The organism is uncultured Formosa sp., from assembly GCF_947500765.1.
Taxonomy (GTDB): domain Bacteria; phylum Bacteroidota; class Bacteroidia; order Flavobacteriales; family Flavobacteriaceae; genus Formosa.
The window spans coordinates 434,396-454,808 of sequence record NZ_CANMTH010000002.1 but is presented as its reverse complement, the minus strand read 5'-3'; the positions used below and the strand labels follow the sequence as shown (position 1 = coordinate 454,808).

Sequence of the window (20,413 nt, the reverse complement as noted above, 5' to 3'; positions counted from 1 at the left end):
TTACCCTATTTCTTTAATCATTACATCCAAACCTTTTCTAATAATTTCCTGATGTGGTTGTTTAGATACACAAACAAATTCTGTTAACGCAAAATCTTCAGGAGCAACTTCGTACATACCAAGTGCTTCCATTTCGTCTAAATCTTTATACATACAAGACTTAAGAATTTGCATAGGATAAATATCTAAAGGAAAAACCTCTTCATAATTACCTGTTAATACAAAAGCTCTGTGCTCTCCGTTTGTATTTGTATTTAAATCGTATTTTTTATTTGGACTTAACCAAGAGAACGTTAAAGCTCTTGACGTTGAGATCTTGTTAAATACTGGTTTGTTCCATCCAAAAAACTCATAATCATCACCTTCAGGAATCACAGAAATTAAATTGCTGTAATAATCTAAATTTCCATCTGGTTTTACTTGTTTACCTGATAACACATTACCAACAATAACACGGTTATTACCGTCTTGTTCGATACCATTATCGTAAATAATAGTAGCTATTTCGCTTGCTATTTTAGTTTTAAAGTATCTTGGTTTTTTAACCGCAGATCCTACTAAAGCAACAATACGCTCGGCATTAAACTTACCTGTTAATAATAATTCTCCGATAATAACAAGATCTTGTGGATTGATTGTCCAAACCACTTCTCCTTTATTTACAGGGTCTATTTTATTAATCTGAGTTCCAACATTACCTACGGGATGTGGACCAGATAATTTATGAACAGAAACTCCTGACAAACCTGCTAATGGCGAATTTGATCCGTTTTTAACAGACACATGAACTTGTCCTGACGTTAATTTTCCGAGAGCAGTAACTGCAGCTTGTAATTCCGCGCCTTTGCCTTGTAAAGCAAAATCTAAATCTACTGCTAAAGGTGCGCTATCATAACCTGAAACAAAAATAGCTTTTGGCTGTTTTGTTGGGTTTGCAATAACATCGTATGGTCGCTGTTTAATAAACGGCCAACACCCTGTTGCTTGTAAGTATAAACTTAAAGCTTCAGCAGTTGCAGAATTAACATTAATTTTTTCGTTTTCCTGATATGCTTGCTCTTTGTCTGCTTGAATCTTAATGGCTAAAATCTTACGTTTTTCACCACGTAAAATATCAATAACCTCTCCTGAAACAGGCGAAACAAATTGAACATTTTCGTTAGTTTTATCGTAAAACACAGGGCTACCTGCTTTTACTTTATCACCAACTCTTGCAACTAATTTGGGAATAACTCCGTGGAAGTCCTCAGGCCTTAAGGTGTAGGTATTGCTTATTACAGCACTTTCTAAAGCCTTTTCAGCTTCACCTTTGAGTTTAATGTCTAGACCTTTTGTAATCTTAATGTCGTTTGACATATTTATAAATCTATGTATTAATAATAGTTATACTGATTTCAATGCTGATACGATTGAAAAATCCGAGCAAATTTAAGAATAAAAAGATAAAATAGTTCGAATTAGCATATATCTTATTTATTTATATCTGTTCTAAATAAAAAACAATACTAGCTTTTATTTTTCCTTATATTTACCTTTTAAATGTACAAAAATGAATATTAAATCATATTTATATCTCCCAATAATTTTTATTCAAAGTTTCTGCTTTGCTCAAGTACAACATGAAATAAGTCCTCCAGATTACATTAAGACCATTATGTTTAAAGGAAATACAGACATTAGCATGCTTCCTATTTTAGATCTTGGTGAAAATTTACAACTAGAATTTGATGTACTTAACGGTAATGAAGACGATTTTTATTACTCTATAGAACATTATAATTACGATTGGACACCTTCAAGTTTAATGCGTTCTGAATATATAGATGGCTTCGACAAACAACGCATTACAACTTACGAGAATTCTTATAACACCTACCAAATGTATTCGCATTACACGCTTTCTATTCCTAATGAACAAGTGCGTAGCTTAAAACTATCTGGAAATTATATGATGAAAGTTTTTGATGAAAGTGATAATCTTATGTTTTCTAGAAAATTCATGATAAATGAAGGTGGCGCAACCGTTGGTGTATCTATAAAAATTTCTAGAGATGTAAAATTTATAAACGAAAAACAAACGGTCGATTTGGTTATTAATTCAAGTGCTATTCAATTTCAGAACCCATTACAAACAGTAAAAACCACAATTATTAAAAACAACAATTTAAACACAGCCATAAATAACGTAAAACCGACGTATACTATGGGACATAGTTTGATATACAAATACAATAAAGAAACTACTTTTTGGGGAGGAAACGAATACTTTTATTTTGAAAACAAAGATATTCGTGTCGCTAATAGTGGTATAAATTTTGTGAGTTTACAAGAACTATATAACAGCTACTTATTTACTAATGTACCTCAAAAAAACTCAGTATATACATATAACCCTGATATTAACGGAAATTTTGTAATTAATAATATAGACGCAACAGATCCTAATATAGAAGCAGATTACGCATGGATACATTTTTCTTTAAAATCAGAACAGTTACCACCTAACAAAACAATGCATGTTTACGGAAATTTTAATAATTACGCCGTAAACAAAAGTACAGAAATGATATACAATACAAAAAAAGGCATCTACGAAATACCTTTATTACTAAAACAAGGATTCTACAATTATAAATTTGTTACTCAAGACGAAAATAACATTATAGATGAAGGAGAAATTAGCGGAAATTATTACCAAACAGAAAACGATTATAAAGTAATTGTATACTACAGAGATCTTGGTGGGCGTTACGATAAAATAATTGGAGTTGGAGAAGCAAGTTCTGTAAACATTTCAAATTAGTATTTATCTATTGATTACTTTTGTTGTTTAAAACGTATTAAATACAAGTTAACACTTTAAATTTGTATTTTTGCGCAGCTAAACACGCTATTTATCAGTCAAGTATATGGTTCAACAAGTAACAAAAGGGATTAAAATATCTGTAGAGACATCTTTTAAAGGCACGTACTATAATAACTATAGAATACAGTATGCTTTTGAATATAAGATTACTATTGAAAATCAAAGTAAAGACACCGTACAATTATACGCAAGACACTGGAGCATACTTGATGCTTTAAATAAGGAAGAAGAAGTGTCTGGTGAAGGTGTTGTTGGCTACAAACCTATACTTAAACCAGGAGAAACTCACGCTTACAAATCTGGATGCATGTTAACATCTCCGTTTGGAGCCATGTCTGGATATTACAACATGATAAACTTAAACAATGCAAAAACATTTAAAGTTATTATACCTAGTTTCAAGCTTAGTGCGCCGTTTGCCATAAATTAAAAGTCCGACATCTTAATTTTATAAAATTTTATCAATCTTTCAATCCTTCACTTTTAAAATTTTTAAAAGTCCAATATTTAACGGCTTTTTAGGAATTTATCGCACTACTATTCCCGTTAAAAAAATGTAACTTTGTTTGAATCTAACATATTTATAAACTCAATTGCATTATGGGAAAAGGATTTTTTAATACACCAATTGCCATTAACGAACCTGTAAGAAGTTATGCGCCTGGAACTCCAGAACGTGAAGCTGTACAAGCTGCCTACAAGGAACTTTTTAATAGTAAAGTTGATGTACCTTTATATATTAACGGAAAAGACGTAAAAACTGGAAATACCAGAACAATGTCTCCGCCTCACGACCACAAACACAGTGTTGGTCAATATCATTTAGCAGAAAAATCGCATGTAGAAGACGCCATAGCTACAGCTCTTGAAGCGAGAAAAGCCTGGTCTCAAATGCCTTGGGAACACCGTGCTGGTATTTTCTTAAAAGCAGCAGAACTTATCCAAGGACCTTACCGCGATAAAATAAATGCTGCAACTATGATTGCGCAATCTAAAACAATACACCAAGCAGAAATTGATTCGGCTTGCGAATTGATAGATTTCTTACGTTTTAATGTGCAGTACATGACAGACATCTATCATGAACAACCAGAAAGCACAAGCGACGCTTGGAATAAAGTAGAATACAGACCTCTTGAAGGTTTTACATATGCAGTAACACCATTTAACTTTACTGCTATTGCTGGAAACCTACCTGCCTGCATGGCTTTAATGGGAAATGTTGTAGTTTGGAAACCAAGTGATAGCCAAGTATTTTCTGCAAAAGTAATTATGGATGTTTTTAAAGACGCAGGTGTTCCTCCAGGAGTAATAAATGTGGTTTTTGGAGATGCAGAAATGATTACCGATGTTGTGTTATCTAGTCCAGATTTCTCTGGATTACATTTTACAGGTTCTACATATGTATTTAAAGAGCTATGGAAAAAAATTGGTAACAATATTCACAACTACAAAACATATCCGAGAATTGTAGGAGAAACAGGTGGTAAAGATTTTATTGTTGCCCATAAAACAGCGAAACCGAAACAAGTAGCAACAGCTATTGTAAGAGGAGCTTTCGAATTCCAAGGACAAAAATGTAGTGCCGCTTCTCGCGCTTATATTTCTAAAAGTATTTGGGAAGAAGTTAAAGCTTACGTAATTGAAGATGTAAACTCATTTAAACAAGGATCTCCTGAAGATTTTAGCAACTTTGTAACAGCTGTTATCCATGAAGGTTCTTTCGATAAATTAGCTAAATATATAGACCAAGCTAAAGCAGATACTGATGCTGAAATTATAGTTGGAGGTGGATACGATAAGAGTAAAGGATACTTTGTAGAACCTACCGTAATCTTAACAACAAATCCTAAATACACAACAATGAGTACAGAGCTATTTGGCCCTGTAATGACTATTTATGTATTTGAAGATGACGCCTACAGCGAAACCTTAAAATTAGTTGACGAAACTAGCGAATACGCACTAACTGGTGCCATTTTAGCTCAAGACCGGTATGCTGTTATAGAAGCAACTACAGCTTTACAAAATGCAGCAGGAAACTTTTATATAAACGACAAACCTACAGGTGCAGTTGTTGGAATGCAACCATTTGGTGGTGCTAGAGCTTCTGGAACTAACGATAAAGCAGGAAGCGCTCAGAACTTACTGCGTTGGATTTCTCCACGTATGATAAAAGAAACATTTGTAACACCTACAGATTACCGTTACCCATTTTTAGGTGAATAAGTTATTTTAAAATTTACATTATAAACCTGTCTAAAAAATTAGACAGGTTTTTTTATCTCATTTTTTCTTGGACAGAATTATTCTTAAATTAGTGCCACAAACAAATAACCCAAAACATGAAAACGTTTTTATCTATTTTAGGTCTTTCCTTATGCCTTTTTACAAGTTGTAACTCAAAAAAATCAACTCCAGAAATACAACCTGAAAGCATTCCTTTTTATGTAGGAACTTATACAAATAAAGACAGTAAAGGTATTTATAAATACGAATTAAATTCAGAGGGATATTTTACAGAAATAGGACTTAAAGCAATCACAGAAAGTCCTTCTTTTTTAAGTTTTTCAGCAGACAAAAAACACCTTATAGCGGCTAACAAATTAGATCCAAAACAAGGTACAATATCATCTTTTAATATTAAAGGAGATTCGTTAATCTTAAATAACACAATGCCTTCTGGCGGAATGAATCCTTGCTTTGTAACAACAAACAAAGACAACTACGTCTTAGCTGCAAACTACGGAAGCGGAAGCGTAAGTCTTCTAAAATTAAACGACAACGGACATTTAAGCGACACCTTAAATATAAAACAACACATAGGAAAGGGAACAACATCTAGACAAGAAGGTCCGCATGCACATTCTGTATATAGTGTTCCTAATAGCGACGACATTATTTCAGTAGATCTAGGTACAAATAGTTTATGGTTTTACAAAATTGATAAAAATACAAATACACTTAAAGCTAGCTTACAAGACACATTACTTATGCCTAAAGGCGCAGGACCTAGACATTTAACATTTCACCCAAATAATAAATGGATTTATGTGATAAATGAATTAGATAACACCATAACTAAAGTAGAACGCTCAGCAAATGAAAAATACGTTACAAAAGAAAGCATAACAACGCTACCTAAAGATTATACAGGTAACTCTTATTGTGCAGACATTCATATTTCGTCCGACGGTAAATTTCTATACGCCTCTAATCGTGAACATAACAGCATCACCATTTTTAAAGTCGATAGTAAAAACGGTGTATTAACAGCAATAGGATATGAATCTACAAGAGGAAAAACACCTAGAAATTTTGCATTGTCTCCAAATGAAGATTTTCTAGTAGTTGCTAATCGAAATTCAGATAATTTAATATCGTACAAAAGAGATCAAGACAGTGGGCTATTAACATTTGTAGATGAAATTAAAGCGCCAACACCGTCTTGTATTTTATTTGAATAATTAACCTTTATACTTAAGGGGAAGATGAACAATTTTTTTAGTTTCATAAAAATCTTCCTCAAAATAATCACTTAAATTATATATTGTAGCTGTTTTATAGTCTTGAAGCTCGTCTGCTAAATCACCACCTTTAAGATAGATAATTCCATTTTTAAGGTCATTTCGTTGTTCTTTGGCTATTTTTCCTTTAGTCCAATACACAAAAGTAGGCATAGCAGCAACAGCACGACTTACAATAAAATCATACTTATCATTAATCTCTTCTACACGACTGTGGGTTACTTTCACATTGGTTAATCCTAAACCTTCAACAACATCAGAAACTACTTTTAATTTTTTAGCAATACTATCTACCAAATGAAAAGAACATTCTGGGAACAGAATTGCCAAAGGAATTCCAGGGAAACCACCGCCAGTACCAACATCCATCAATTTAGTGCCATCTTTAAATGAAATTAATTTTGCAATACCCAACGAATGCAACACGTGACGTAAGTACAATTCATCAATATCTTTTCTAGACACCACATTAATCTTTAAATTCCAATCTTGATATAAACTTTCTAATTTCTGAAACTTAGAAATCTGATCGTCTGTTAAATCCGGGAAGTACTTTAAAATAAGGTCCATTTCATTTAATTTTTGGCAAAAATATACATTTTAACAACATTTTTTTATGATTTAAATAATAAGTTGCGCTGCTTTATTAATTATATTTGTCCAAAATAGCAACCTCCTAATTTAGTTGCTGTTAAATAAATATTTTATGACTAAACAAGTATTATCATTTTCACGTCAGGATCCGGCTAAATTTTTTAGAACACTGAACAAACGCGTTAATGAGTATTTTAAAGAAAACAATGTTAAACGAACTGGTAACTGGAAATTATGGGTAAAAACCATAATCATGTTTACCATATTTTTAGCGCCTTACTTTTTAATTTTAACAACAAACATCCCACAATGGGCACAATTACTTCTAACCATTGTAATGGGAATTGGTATGGCTGGAGTTGGAATGAATGTAATGCACGATGGAAATCACGGAGCCTTCTCTAATAAAGACTGGGTTAACCGATTAATGGGAAGTAGTATATATATTCTTGCTGGAAATGTTTACAATTGGCAAGTACAACACAATGTATTACACCACACTTATACAAATATTCACGGTCATGATGAAGATTTAGAAGCTGGACGTGTTTTGCGTTTTTCCCGACATTCTGAATGGAAATGGCATCATAAATTTCAACACTACTATTCTGTCTTGCTATATGGTTTACTAACTATAAACTGGGCCATTACTACTGATATTAAACAAATGAGAAGCTATATGAAACGTAAGTTATCATATGGAAAATTCCCTAGCCCAATAGCGAATTGGAGCAAATTAGTAATCTCAAAAATTATTTATGTTAGTATCTGGATTATTATACCAATGGTAGTTTTAGATTTGGCTTGGTGGAAAATTTTAATTGGCTTTTTTATTATGCATTATACTGCTGGTTTAATTTTAAGTGTTGTTTTTCAATTAGCACACGTTATGGAAGAAGCAGAAATGCCACTTCCTGAAGAAGATGGTACAATGAAAAACACATGGGCTATTCACCAACTTAAAACAACCGTTAATTTTGGAGCAAAAAGCGCTATTATTAATTGGTACACTGGAGGATTAAACCACCAAGTGGAACATCATATTTTCCCTCACATTAGCCACATTCACTATTCTAAAATTGCTAAAATAGTGAAAGAAACTGCTACAGAATTTAATTTACCTTACAACGAATATAAAACGACCCGTAAAGCTATTGCTGCACACTTTAACTATTTACGAGAAATGGGTAGAAAACCAGCTTTACAATCTTAACTACTAATTAAATGAATCAACTTTCAGACAGAATTACAAGTCTGCCTGCATCGGCAACATTAGCCATGGCAGCAAAAGCACGTGAATTAAAAACTCAAGGTATTGATATTATCGGATTAAGTTTGGGAGAACCTGACTTTAACACTCCAGATTATATTAAGGACGCTGCTATACAAGCGATTAACGACAATTATAATTCATACTCTCCAGTTGATGGTTATGTTGAATTAAAAGAAGCTGTAATTACAAAATTTAAACGTGATAACAACTTAACATACACACCTGCTCAAATTGTAGTTTCTACAGGAGCAAAACAATCTATTGCAAATGTGGCTCAGGTTTTATTAAACCCTGGAGACGAAGTATTGTTACCTGCACCATACTGGGTAAGCTATTCTGCAATTGCAACGTTATGTGAAGCGACTTATAAAGAAATCCCTTCATCTATTGAAGACGATTTTAAAATTACGCCAGCACAGTTAGAAGCTGCCATTACTCCTAAAACGAAAATGGTATTCTTTAACTCGCCTAACAACCCAAGCGGAACAATTTACACAGAAGCAGAATACCGTGCTTTAGCTGAAGTTTTAGAAAAATATCCAAATATTTTTATCCTTTCAGACGAAATTTACGAACACATAAACTACGGTACAAAACACTTTAGTTTTGCTGCTATTCCAAGTATGTACGATCGTACAATTACTGTAAATGGTGTTGCAAAAGCCTTTGCCATGACAGGTTGGAGAATTGGATATATTGGCGCTCCAGACTGGATTGCTAAAGCGTGTACTAAAATGCAAGGACAAATTACTTCTGGAACAAACTGTATTGCACAACGTGCTACAATTACAGCATTAAACGAATCTCCAGAACGTATTCAATTTATGGTAGATGAATTTAAAGTTAGACGTGATTTAATTTTAGATTTATTGAACGACATCGACGGGTTTAAAACAAATATTCCTGAAGGTGCTTTTTATGTATTCCCTAACGTTTCTGAATACTTCGGAAAAACTTTAAGAGGAAAAACAATAAATAACGCTACAGACTTCTCTTTATATTTATTAGAAGAAGCTCACGTAGCAACTGTAACTGGAGAAGCTTTCGGAAACTCTAACTGTATCCGTATTTCTTATGCAGCGTCTCAAGACACTATTATTGAAGCTCTAAAACGTATTAAAGAAGCTGTTACTGCTTAATAATACATTTATAATTATTGAAAAAAGCCACTATTTTAGGATAGTGGCTTTTTTATGCAAAAAAATAAAGTACGCTTATTAAAATAATTAAAAAAGTGATTAACAAAGTTATTCTCTTATTAAAAACTTGATTATTTTCTTTTTGAAGTTCACGCCTTAACTTACTTAATTCGAAATTATTAGCATTTGGCGTTTTAAATTCAACAGGATTACGACCATCAGAATAGCCTCCCATATTATCTTTTAACGATTTCCTTTTATGCAATAATTTCTTATTGTTCTTTAAAGCTGTTATCATTGTCTGTGTTGCACCTCCAAAACTCATCTAATGATATTTAAAAATTACTATACAAAATAAGAAATTATTTCAATATAATAAACTCATAGTAAAATCATTATACTTAAAAAAGATCAAAACAAAATCGACTAACGATTCCTCCAAAAGAAAGGCGTTAACAGCACCAGTACAGTAAACAGTTCTAAACGCCCGATAAGCATTAAAAAACTACACCACCATTTCCCAAAAGCGGGTAATGCTGCATAATTTGTTACTGGGCCAAAGTTTCCTAAAGCTGGACCTACGTTTCCTAAACTTGAGGCTGATAATCCGACTGCTGATTCAAAATTAATACCAAGCATAGAAAACACTAAGGCTCCAATAATAAAGGACAACATATATAGTATAAAAAAAGCTAAAACATTAAATACAATTTCTCCTGAAACGGCTTTATTATTATAGCGCACAGGCAATACTGCGTTAGGATGAAGCGAACGTTTAAATTCCATGAATCCGTTTTTAATCATAATTAAGTGTCTCACGACTTTTACACCTCCAGATGTACTTCCTGCCGATCCTCCTAAAAACATTAAACCAAAGAAAAACACCACTAGAAAATGTGTCCATAACGTATAATCTGCAGAAACAAATCCTGTAGTTGTAATAATAGACAAAACTTGAAACAAGGCATGCCTAAAAGCACTTTCTGCCTGTCCCCAAACCATTGGATGCCCAATAGTAGACATTCCTAAATCTGCTCTAAAATAAATAATAGAAGCTACAATTACTGTAAAAATGGCTATAAATGTAGTATACAGTTTAAATTCTTCATCTTTTAAAATCTTTTGAATCTTCCCTTTAAAAGCAAAATAACTAAGTACAAAATTAGCACCAGCCAGATACATAAAAACAATAATGATATATTGTATAATTGGTTGATGATTCCAATAGGCTACACTTGCATTTTTGGTAGAAAACCCTCCTGTAGACAGAGTTGCTAAAGCATGATTTATAGCATCGAAAAACGTCATTCCTGCAGCCCATAATAATATGGTTTCGGCAACTGTATAACCAAAATAAATTAGCCATAAACGTTTAGCGGTATCTGTAATTCTTGGGTGTAATTTATCTCCGCTTGGTCCTGGAGCTTCAGCAGCAAATAACTGCATTCCTCCTATTCCTAATAATGGAAGTATAGCAATTGCCAATACAATAATTCCCATGCCACCTATCCAATGTGTTAAACTTCTCCAGAATAGCACACCATGCGGAATAATTTCAATATCATGTAAAATAGACGACCCCGTTGTGGTATAACCAGACATGGTTTCAAAAAAAGCATCGGTAAAATTAGGAATACTTTGTGTAATAATATAGGGTAGCGTGCCGGATAATGTCATGATTAACCAGCCAAAAGTGACAATAATATAACCTTCTCGTTTATTTATTTCTTTTTTATGATCTCGAGTACTATACATTATAATAGCACCTAAAGCGATAGGAATGAATCCTGAAATAAATAATTTAAGGATAACACCATCATCATAAAACAAGCTAACAATAGCCGACAACAAAATAAAACCACCATTGAATAACAATAGAGATCCTAAGAAATAAAAAATAATTTTATGATTTAATTTCATATACTAGAGAAAGAGTTTTTCTACTTGCTTAATAGATTGTGGCAAACAACACACAACCACGCGATCGCCTTGAGTAATTCTAAAATCTCCAAGTGCTATAATACCTTTATCATCTCTAATAATACCTCCAATAATTGCTGAACGCGGAAAATTTATATCTTTTATTAATTTATTACTAATAATAGATTTAGATTTCACTTTAAACTCTAACAATTCGGCATGCATATTATTCAGTTTAGTCATAGCTACAACTTCCCCTTTTCTAATGTATCTAAAAATGTTATTGGCTGCAAGAAGTTTTTTATTAATAAGCGTATCGATACCTATAGATTGAGACAACTCGAAATAATCCATATTCTCGACTAAAGCAATCGTCTTTCTTACCCCTTTAGATTTTGCGACCAAACAAGACATAATATTTGTTTCAGAATTTCCTGTAACCGCAATAAATGCATCCATTTCACTAAGATTTTCTTCTTCTAGCAAATCTACATTACGTCCATCTCCATTAATTACTAAAACTTTAGGTAACTCATCGGCAAGATCAAAAGCGCGTTCTTTATCTTTTTCAATTAACTTCACACGTGTAGACGAGTTACTTAAATCTCGGGCAGCTTTAAACCCGATTTTACTACCGCCTAAAATCATTACATTTTTAACTTCGGTATATGTTTTACCTGTAAGTCTACAAAGTTCTTCTGCACCACCTTCAGCAGTAATAAACACTACATTATCCCCCTGTTTAAATACAGTATCTCCTCTAGGAATAATTGTATATTGTGTTCCAAAACGTTGAATTGCTATAGGTACAAAACGAATTTCTGGAAAAATTTCGGCAGCTTCTTTTACTGTTTTCCCCACAAAAGTCATTCTACTAGATAAGTTTAAACCTACCATAGTTAACGCTCCGTTTTCAAACTCGTAACTATCATTAAAAGCAGACTGATCTAAAAGCAACTTAATTTCTGAAGCCGCTAAAGCCTCTGGAGAAATTAATTCATCAATACCGAATTTGGTAAACCCAACTTCATCTTTATGATTAATAAACTCTGTATTGGAAATTCTTGCTATAGTCTTCTTTGCTCCTAGCTGTTTAGCCAAAACACAAACTGTAATATTGGTCGTTTCAGAAGAAGTTACTGCAATAACAAGGTCACTTTCAGACACTCGCGCATCTTTTAAAATAGAAATAGATGTAGAATCTCCTTTAATTACCTTAATATCTAAATGCGTATCTGCATTTGTTAAACTCTCCTTATTTACATCTATTAATGTAATTTCTTGAGCTTCGTAAGATAAAAGTTTAGCTAAATGAAATCCAACTTCACCAGCGCCTGCAATGATAATTTTCATGTGTGGTATGTTGTAAAAAGTGAAACAAATATAATCGAATTTATAATTTATGTAGACTTTTGTAATTAATATAATTATTTGTTTCCAAGTTTCCTAATACATTTCTAATAACTTATATTTGCCTAAAATTTTTTGATTTGATAAAAGTAAACCCATATAAAGACAGCGACTTAGGTAAAAAAGAACAAGTCACTAAAATGTTTGATAATATATCAGGCACTTACGACGATTTAAATCGTGTAATTTCTTTTGGAATTGATATTAAATGGCGTAAAAAAGTGGTAGAACTTGTTAAAAACACCAATCCTGATTCTATTCTAGATATTGCAACAGGGACGGGAGATTTAGCAATAAACTTAGCTGAAACCGATGCTGAAAAAATTATAGGATTAGACATTAGTCCAGGGATGCTTGATGTTGGAAAACAAAAAATTAAAGCAAAGAAACTAGAAGGTACCATTGAAATGATTTTAGGCGATTCTGAGAATATGCCTTTCGAAAATGATACTTTTGATGCTATTACTGTTGCTTTTGGAGTACGAAATTTTGAAACACTTGAAAAAGGTCTTGCAGAAATTCTTCGTGTATTAAAACCAAATGGTATTTTTGTTATTTTAGAAACGTCTGTTCCTGCCAAAACCCCTTTCAAACAAGGGTATAAACTATACACAAACAACATTATGCCAATTATAGGTAAACTGTTTTCTAAAGACAAAAGCGCCTATAAATATTTAAGCGATTCTGCTGCTGTTTTTCCTCATGGAGAAGCTTTGAACAATATTTTAAAGAAAATTGGGTTTACTAATGTTAAAGATTTCCCTCAAACATTTGGAGTCGCTACCATATACACATCATCTAAACAGTAATATGAAAAAATTAGTTGTAATTATATTTTTTATTCTGATTTCCCAATCCGGTTTTGCTCAGCTTTTTACAGGCGAAAAGATTTTAAATAATGAAAATTTTGATAAAGACCGATTTAGTTATGGCTATTTTTTAGGATTTAATAATTATGGTTTTGATTTTGAATATAATAATCAAATCGACGATGGAACGGGTAGAGATGTTACAGATATTCAGATAGAAAAAGGTATTGGCTTTAGTGTTGGGCTTTTAGGAAATATGAGAATTAACGATTATTTCGATTTACGTTTTGAACCCGGACTATACATTACAAATAGAACACTGCATTATAATCAATATCACTTTGCTGCTTATGGAGCATATAATGGTTATGATTTTTTAACAGATAGCGATAATGTTTTAGAACGCGAAATAAAATCAACTTACATACATTTACCTTTATTAGTAAAGTTCTCGGCTAAACGTATAAACAATTTCAAGCCTTTTATTGTTGGAGGTATGTCTATGTCTTTAAACTTAAATAGTAACGAAAAAAATGAAAGCGATAATCATAATGGTCAGTTTAGAATGAAGAAAAACACCTACTATTATGAAATTGGTCTTGGTATAGATTTCTATCTTGAATACTTTAAATTCACACCTTCTATTCGTGGTGTCTTTGCTTTAAGTGACGAGTTAGTTCCTGACGATCCCGAAGAAGGCGCTAGCCCATGGACAGATAATATTGCAAGTATGAAAACACAAGGTATCTTTATAAACTTTACTTTTCAATAGTCCGACGCTTAAACTCACTTAACAAAATAGACGTTGCCGTAGCAACATTTAAACTTTCTGTTGCTTTTAATGCTCCAAATCTTGGTATGGTTATTTTCTCTGTAATTAAAGATTCTATAGCACTAGAAATGCCATTAGCTTCATTCCCCATTACCAGAACACCTAAATCTAAAAGTTTACGATGTGTATATACATTTTCTCCTTCCATAAAGGCTCCAAAAACAGGAACATTTACATCTTTTAAAAACAATTCTAAATCTAAATAATTAATATTTACTCGCGTAATAGATCCCATTGTGGCTTGAATTACTTTAGGATTAAAGCAATCTACAGTTCCTACATTACAAATTACGTTTTGAATACCAAACCAATCGCATAAACGTATTATAGTTCCTAAGTTTCCAGGATCACGTACATCGTCTAAAGCAATACAAAGTTGAGATAAATCGATAGGATTTGAATTTGGAATTTCGAAAATAGCAAGAGCTTTATTAGGCGTTGTTAAAAAACTAATACGCTTTAAATCGGCTTCAGAAATAAGTGTTTCTAAATCCGTTTCAATATTAAAAAGTTCGGTCGTGTATAAATGCTGAAGTTTTAAGTCGGATTGCAACAATTCTTTAATTGTCTTAACCCCCTCTGCAACAAACAATTTCGACTCTGCCCTATGCTTTTTAAGTTTTAATTTGTTAATTAATTTTATTTGATTTTTTGATAACATTCAAATAATGTATTTTTGATTTTATAATCGACTTATTTTGTATGCTTGCATTAAGATTGCAAAGATAAAACAAGTCTTTTAAACGTTTTTAATTCCTAGAATATACTTGAAACAAAGGTTATCAAAAATAGTGTTATTTATTTTAATAACAGGTTTAATTACGGCTTGTAATTCTATAAAGGGAGTTGGAGAGAACGAACGTCTTCTAGTAAAAAACACAATTTATGTAGATAGTGTTAGAAATACTTCAGAACAGATTGACAACTTAATCTACCAAGATCCAAACAAAACAATGCTTGGTCTGCCCATCCGTTTATATATATACAATCTAGCACGACCTAATATAGATTCTATAATAGATGCTCATTTAAACAAATCTGAAAAACACCGGAAGAATCTAGAACAATTTCTATCAAAAAAGCAACTTTTACAGTACATAAATTACAGAAAAGGGTTGAATGCTTGGTTAAAAACAACAGGAGAAGCACCTACAATTGTTAGCGAACCTCGTGCAGTTAAATCTGTAAAACGACTAGAAGATTATTACACCAATAATGGTTGGTTTGATGTCTCTGCGAGTTACGACACCATTCAGAAATCTAAAAATAAAACAGAAATAAAATATCATGTTAATTTAGGAAAGGCTTTTAAAATAGACAGTATTTCTTCAAAAATCTCGTCACCTATGGTAGATTCAATCTACAACCGATCTAAAAATAGATCGAAAATAAAAATAGGAGAACGTTATACAACAAACAATTTTGAGGCAGAACGCGATAGAATCACAACATCATTACGAAATAATGGTGTATATCAATTTAGTCAAGATTATGTAATATTTCAGGTAGATACTGTTGGGACTAATAAAAAGGTTAATGTAGAAGTTCAGATTAAGGATTTAGAGATCAGAAATCAAGATTCGTCTCGTAGAGAACCTTTTAAAGTTTATAAAATTAAAGATGTTAATGTATTTACAAACTCCACTATAGAAAGCAGAGACGATACCATTCAGGACTCAGTAACTTATAATGGGTACAATTTATATAGCACAAGAAAGCTTGCATTTAGACCAAAAGCATTAACCGATGCTCTTTTTATTAGTCCAGGAAGAATTTATAGTGATTTAGATCGCACGCGTACATATAATCATTTAAGTGAATTAAAGACATTTAAATATCCAGACATTAAGTATGTAGAAAACCCAGACACTACACTTACTGCAAATATACATTTAACACCGTTAAAAAAATTCAATTTAGGTTTTGCTACAGATGTATCTACAAGTAACATTCAAATAATAGGCTTCTCTGTTAATCCTAGTTTATTTGCCAGAAACATATTTAGAGGCGCAGAAACCTTAGAATTATCTGGATTTGCATCTATTGGAGCTTCAGACGACGCGAGTAATGATGAAGATGTGTTCTTTGATATTAACGAAATTGGTGCCGATTTAAAACTAACCATCCCTAGAGTATTCTTTCCTTTTAAAACAGACAGTTTAATCCCTAAATACATGTCTCCTACTACTAAAATAGGACTTTCTATAGCAAGCCAAAAAAATGTAGGATTAGATAAACGTTCCCTTACAGCAAATTTAAACTACAATTGGAAACCTAAACGAGGTATAACGCAAGCTGTAGATTTATTTAATTCACAATATGTTAGAAATTTAAATCCAGATAATTATTTTAATGTTTACAGTACATCCTACAACACTTTAAACGACATCGCTCAAGATATTGGGTACATAACAAGTGATGATGATTTATCCATCCCTGACGGTACTGAAGAATTTATTACTGAAGTTTTAAGCGACAATCCGCCAAACGATATTTCTGATGACGATATCCAAACCATTAATAATATTGAAGAGCGTAAAATTAGATTAACAGAAAACAATCTTATTGTATCTACGGCTTACAGTTTTGTAAAAGACAATCGTAAATCGGTTACCGATGAAGACTTTTATATTTTCAGATTTAAACTTGAATCTGCAGGAAACCTAATGGCTTTAGGCTCCAAGTTGTTTAATAGTCCGAAAAACGACGACGACCATTATGAATTATTTAATGTAGCTTATTCGCAATACATAAAAACAGAGTTTGACTATACCAAACACTGGGACTTAGGGCACAAAAACATACTTGCCATTCGTAGTTTTTTCGGAATAGCAATACCTTACGGAAACTCAGACAACATACCATTTTCTAAGAGTTTCTTTGCCGGAGGAGCTAATGACAATAGAGCATGGACTGCTTACGATTTAGGACCAGGAAGTTCGCAAAGTAACGATGATTTTAATGAAGCCAACCTAAAACTCGCTTTAAATATCGAACACCGTTTTAATGTGTTCGAAGATTTATACGGCGCCGTATTTGTAGATATTGGAAACATATGGAATGTGTTTGATAATATAGATGACGACGCTTCTACTTTTAACGATTTAAGCTCTCTAAAAGATACCGCTATAGGCTCAGGATTTGGACTCCGTTACGATTTTAGTTTCCTCGTATTTAGATTCGATATTGGCTTTAAAACTTACGATCCATCTTACACAGAAGGCGATCGTTGGCTTAAAGATTATAATTTTGGAAATGCAGTTTATAATGTAGGAATTAACTATCCCTTCTAACTTATTTCTAGACTTCAAGATTTATATCGTTTTCGCTGTTTTTTGCTTCAGTAAAGCGCTTAAAACACTAAAAAAATACTTAAAAAGTATTACTTTTGGTAATAATCAACATTCACAATAATAAATACAATATTATGGGACACAATATTAAACCGGGAGTTGCTACCGGAAAAGAAGTACAAGAAATTTTTAAACTTGCCAAAGAAAAAGGATTTGCTCTTCCAGCTGTAAATGTAATTGGATCTGATACTATTAACGGAGTTTTAGAAACTGCTGCGTCTTTAAATGCACCAGTAATTATTCAATTCTCTAACGGTGGAGCTGTATTTAATGCAGGAAAAGGATTAAGTAACGAAAATCAAAAAGCAGCTGTTGCAGGTGCTGTAGCTGGCGCAAAACATGTACACGAATTATCTGTAGCTTATGGTGTGCCTGTAATATTACATACTGACCATTGTGCTAAGAAATTATTACCTTGGATTGACGGAATGTTAGATGCGAGTGAAAAACATTTTGCAGAAACAGGAAAACCATTATTCAGTTCTCATATGATTGATCTTTCTGAAGAACCAATCGAAGAAAACATGGAAATTTGTAAATCTTACCTAGAGCGTATGAGCAAAATGGGTATGACTTTAGAAATTGAATTAGGTATTACAGGTGGTGAAGAAGATGGAGTAGACAATTCTGATGTAGACGATTCTAAACTATACACACAACCAGAAGAAGTTGCTTATGCATATGAAGAATTAAGCAAAATTAGCGACCAATTTACAATTGCTGCAGCCTTTGGAAATGTACACGGGGTTTACAAACCAGGAAACGTGAAACTTACTCCAAAAATCTTAAAAAACTCTCAAGAATACATTTCTAAAAAATACGGTGTAGAAAATAATCATATCGATTTTGTTTTCCATGGTGGGTCTGGTTCTACTGTTGAAGAGATTAGAGAAGGAATTAGTTATGGTGTAATTAAAATGAATATCGATACTGATATGCAATATGCATTTATGACAGGTATTCGCGATTACATGAAGAAAAACGAAGCATATTTACAGTCTCAAATAGGTAACCCTGAAGGAAGTGATTCTCCAAATAAAAAATATTACGACCCAAGAAATTGGTTAAGAAAAGGTGAAGAAACCTTTGTAGCTCGATTGAAAAAAGCTTTTGAAGATTTAAATAATGTGAACACATTATAAAAAAATCGTAGCGTTATGCTGATATTAAAAACAAAATTTTAATTTTGGCAATAATTATAGTTTAATAAAAACGAAATGTATTTAACAACATTGTGTTTACATTTCTACTATATTTACATTAAATTAATTCAGGCAGACATAAGAAAGTATATTTTTTATGTCTGTTTGTTTAACGCTAAAAAACTATTCTGAAATATTTTTAACGCTTCAGAATATAAAAAATAAGAATCAATATGTCTTGGTTTAAGAGAAAAACAAAAGGAATTACAACGACTACCGATGAAAAGAAAGATACTCCGAAAGGACTATGGTATAAATCTCCAACCGGTAAAATAGTAGATACAGAAGAATTAGAACAAAACTTCTATGTTAGTCCAGAAGATGGATATCATGTTAGAATAGGAAGTAAAGAATACTTCGAAATACTTTTCGACGATAATACATTTAAAGAATTAGACGCGGATCTTACGTCTAAAGATCCATTAAAATTTGTCGACACAAAAAAATATCCAGACCGTTTAAAAGCAGCACAAGAAAAAACACATCTTAAAGATGCTGTAAGAACTGCCGTTGGAAAATCTAAAGGAAAAGATTTAGTTATTGCTTGTATGGACTTCAGTTTTATTGGAGGCTCTATGGGAAGTGTTGTTGGTGAAAAAATTGCTCGCGCAGCAAATTACTCTTTAAAAAATAAAATTCCTTTAATGGTTATTTCTAAATCTGGAGGAGCTAGAATGATGGAAGCTGCATTATCTTTAATGCAAATGGCTAAAACCTCTGTAAAATTAGCACAATTAGCAGATGCCAGTATTCCTTATATTTCGTTATGCACAGATCCAACAACAGGAGGAACTACGGCGTCTTTTGCGATGTTAGGAGATATTAATATAAGCGAACCTGGAGCATTAATTGGATTTGCTGGTCCAAGAATTGTAAGAGATACAACAGGAAAAGAACTTCCTGAAGGCTTTCAAACCGCAGAATTCTTATTAGAACACGGCTTTTTAGATTTCATTACACACCGTAAAGATCTAAAAAATAAAGTAAACTTATATATCGATTTAATAACAAATCAGCCTTTAAGAGCTTAAGAATTAAAAAGAAATAATATTTCTCTTTTTTAACCACCTATATAAAAGACTACTAATACATTTTTAAATGATATAATATTGCTATATTTGCAGCTCGAAAGATAGGCTTTCGTGTACATAACAATCATTTACAATAATATTAGAATGTATTTATCAAAAGAAGAAAAGCAAGAAATGTTTGCTAAACACGGTAAAGGAAAAAACGATACCGGTTCTGCAGAAGGACAAATTGCTTTGTTTACACAAAGAATTAATCACTTAACAGAACACTTAAAAAATAATCGTAAAGATTATAATACAGAACGTTCTTTAGTAATGTTAGTAGGTAAAAGAAGAAGCTTACTAGATTATTTAACAAAGAAAGATGTCTTAAGATATCGTGCAATTGTTAAAGAATTAGGATTAAGAAAATAATAAAAGAGAGGCTTTATGCCTCTTTTTTAAATTAAATACGTCT

General features: G+C 32.3%; 18 protein-coding genes. 12 read left to right on the top strand and 6 right to left on the bottom strand.

From position 1 onward, the window contains the following. Positions 1–1,356: a Na(+)-translocating NADH-quinone reductase subunit A gene (locus Q1B05_RS05045; protein ID WP_299778244.1), complete on the bottom strand. Its 1,356-nt coding sequence runs from the start codon at positions 1,354–1,356 to the stop codon at positions 1–3. Positions 1,357–1,549: 193 nt separating this feature from the next. Here Q1B05_RS05045 and Q1B05_RS05040 point away from each other — a divergent pair, with 193 nt between their 5' ends. The 4 genes from Q1B05_RS05040 (at position 1,550) to Q1B05_RS05025 (ending at position 6,333) form a co-directional block, all read left to right on the top strand. Next, positions 1,550–2,803: a DUF5103 domain-containing protein gene (locus Q1B05_RS05040; RefSeq protein WP_299778242.1), complete on the top strand. Its 1,254-nt coding sequence runs from the start codon at positions 1,550–1,552 to the stop codon at positions 2,801–2,803. Positions 2,804–2,909: 106 nt separating this feature from the next. Beyond that, a complete protein-coding gene (gene apaG, locus Q1B05_RS05035) occupies positions 2,910–3,296 on the top strand; it encodes a Co2+/Mg2+ efflux protein ApaG (protein WP_299778240.1) in 387 nt (128 codons plus the stop codon). 170 nt (positions 3,297–3,466) lie between these two features. Continuing rightward, positions 3,467–5,095: an L-glutamate gamma-semialdehyde dehydrogenase gene (gene pruA / locus Q1B05_RS05030; protein WP_299778238.1), complete on the top strand. Its 1,629-nt coding sequence runs from the start codon at positions 3,467–3,469 to the stop codon at positions 5,093–5,095. Between the two features lie 116 nt (positions 5,096–5,211). After that, positions 5,212–6,333, top strand: a complete 1,122-nt coding sequence (locus tag Q1B05_RS05025) for a lactonase family protein (RefSeq protein ID WP_299778236.1) — start codon at positions 5,212–5,214, stop codon at positions 6,331–6,333. On the opposite strand, the gene rsmG is transcribed toward Q1B05_RS05025, so the two are convergent. After that, positions 6,334–6,963 (bottom strand): 16S rRNA (guanine(527)-N(7))-methyltransferase RsmG, encoded by a 630-nt coding sequence (gene rsmG, locus Q1B05_RS05020; protein ID WP_299778234.1) that lies wholly within the window; start codon positions 6,961–6,963, stop codon positions 6,334–6,336. A gap of 136 nt (positions 6,964–7,099) precedes the next feature. Here rsmG and Q1B05_RS05015 point away from each other — a divergent pair, with 136 nt between their 5' ends. Together Q1B05_RS05015 and Q1B05_RS05010 are read left to right on the top strand one after the other, a co-directional pair. Continuing rightward, positions 7,100–8,200 carry an acyl-CoA desaturase gene (locus tag Q1B05_RS05015; protein WP_299778232.1) on the top strand — a complete coding sequence of 367 codons (1,101 nt, stop codon included), beginning with the start codon at positions 7,100–7,102 and terminating at the stop codon, positions 8,198–8,200. Positions 8,201–8,211: 11 nt separating this feature from the next. Further along, a complete protein-coding gene (locus Q1B05_RS05010; RefSeq protein WP_299778230.1) occupies positions 8,212–9,399 on the top strand; it encodes a pyridoxal phosphate-dependent aminotransferase in 1,188 nt (395 codons plus the stop codon). A gap of 52 nt (positions 9,400–9,451) precedes the next feature. On the opposite strand, the gene Q1B05_RS05005 is transcribed toward Q1B05_RS05010, so the two are convergent. The 3 genes from Q1B05_RS05005 to trkA form a co-directional block, all read right to left on the bottom strand. Then, positions 9,452–9,724: a hypothetical protein gene (locus Q1B05_RS05005; protein WP_299778228.1), complete on the bottom strand. Its 273-nt coding sequence runs from the start codon at positions 9,722–9,724 to the stop codon at positions 9,452–9,454. A gap of 101 nt (positions 9,725–9,825) precedes the next feature. Continuing rightward, positions 9,826–11,319: a potassium transporter TrkG gene (locus tag Q1B05_RS05000; protein ID WP_299778226.1), complete on the bottom strand. Its 1,494-nt coding sequence runs from the start codon at positions 11,317–11,319 to the stop codon at positions 9,826–9,828. 3 nt (positions 11,320–11,322) lie between these two features. After that, on the bottom strand, positions 11,323–12,672 hold the full coding sequence (gene trkA / locus Q1B05_RS04995) for a Trk system potassium transporter TrkA (RefSeq protein ID WP_299778224.1): 1,350 nt from the start codon (positions 12,670–12,672) through the stop codon (positions 11,323–11,325). A gap of 137 nt (positions 12,673–12,809) precedes the next feature. Here trkA and ubiE point away from each other — a divergent pair, with 137 nt between their 5' ends. Further along, positions 12,810–13,538, top strand: coding sequence for a bifunctional demethylmenaquinone methyltransferase/2-methoxy-6-polyprenyl-1,4-benzoquinol methylase UbiE (gene ubiE / locus Q1B05_RS04990; RefSeq protein WP_299778222.1), 729 nt, complete (start codon positions 12,810–12,812; stop codon positions 13,536–13,538). Between the two features lies 1 nt (position 13,539). After that, the gene (locus tag Q1B05_RS04985; RefSeq protein WP_299778220.1) at positions 13,540–14,310 is read left to right on the top strand and encodes a porin family protein; all 771 of its coding nucleotides are present in this window, start codon (positions 13,540–13,542) and stop codon (positions 14,308–14,310) included. On the opposite strand, the gene Q1B05_RS04980 is transcribed toward Q1B05_RS04985, so the two are convergent. Beyond that, the gene (locus Q1B05_RS04980; RefSeq protein WP_299778218.1) at positions 14,297–15,031 is read right to left on the bottom strand and encodes an RNA methyltransferase; all 735 of its coding nucleotides are present in this window, start codon (positions 15,029–15,031) and stop codon (positions 14,297–14,299) included. The two genes, Q1B05_RS04985 and Q1B05_RS04980, sit on opposite strands and share 14 nt — an antisense overlap. A gap of 130 nt (positions 15,032–15,161) precedes the next feature. On the opposite strand from Q1B05_RS04980, the gene Q1B05_RS04975 reads away from it, so the two are divergent. The 4 genes from Q1B05_RS04975 to rpsO all read left to right on the top strand — a co-directional run bounded on the left by Q1B05_RS04975 (position 15,162) and on the right by rpsO (position 20,370). After that, on the top strand, positions 15,162–17,663 hold the full coding sequence (locus tag Q1B05_RS04975) for a BamA/TamA family outer membrane protein (RefSeq protein ID WP_299778216.1): 2,502 nt from the start codon (positions 15,162–15,164) through the stop codon (positions 17,661–17,663). Positions 17,664–17,797: 134 nt separating this feature from the next. Then, positions 17,798–18,865, top strand: a complete 1,068-nt coding sequence (fbaA, locus tag Q1B05_RS04970; protein ID WP_299778214.1) for a class II fructose-bisphosphate aldolase — start codon at positions 17,798–17,800, stop codon at positions 18,863–18,865. Positions 18,866–19,098: 233 nt separating this feature from the next. Continuing rightward, the gene (gene accD / locus Q1B05_RS04965; RefSeq protein ID WP_299778212.1) at positions 19,099–19,956 is read left to right on the top strand and encodes an acetyl-CoA carboxylase, carboxyltransferase subunit beta; all 858 of its coding nucleotides are present in this window, start codon (positions 19,099–19,101) and stop codon (positions 19,954–19,956) included. Positions 19,957–20,100: 144 nt separating this feature from the next. Next, positions 20,101–20,370 carry a 30S ribosomal protein S15 gene (gene rpsO, locus Q1B05_RS04960; protein ID WP_159022689.1) on the top strand — a complete coding sequence of 90 codons (270 nt, stop codon included), beginning with the start codon at positions 20,101–20,103 and terminating at the stop codon, positions 20,368–20,370. Positions 20,371–20,413: the final 43 nt, after the last annotated feature.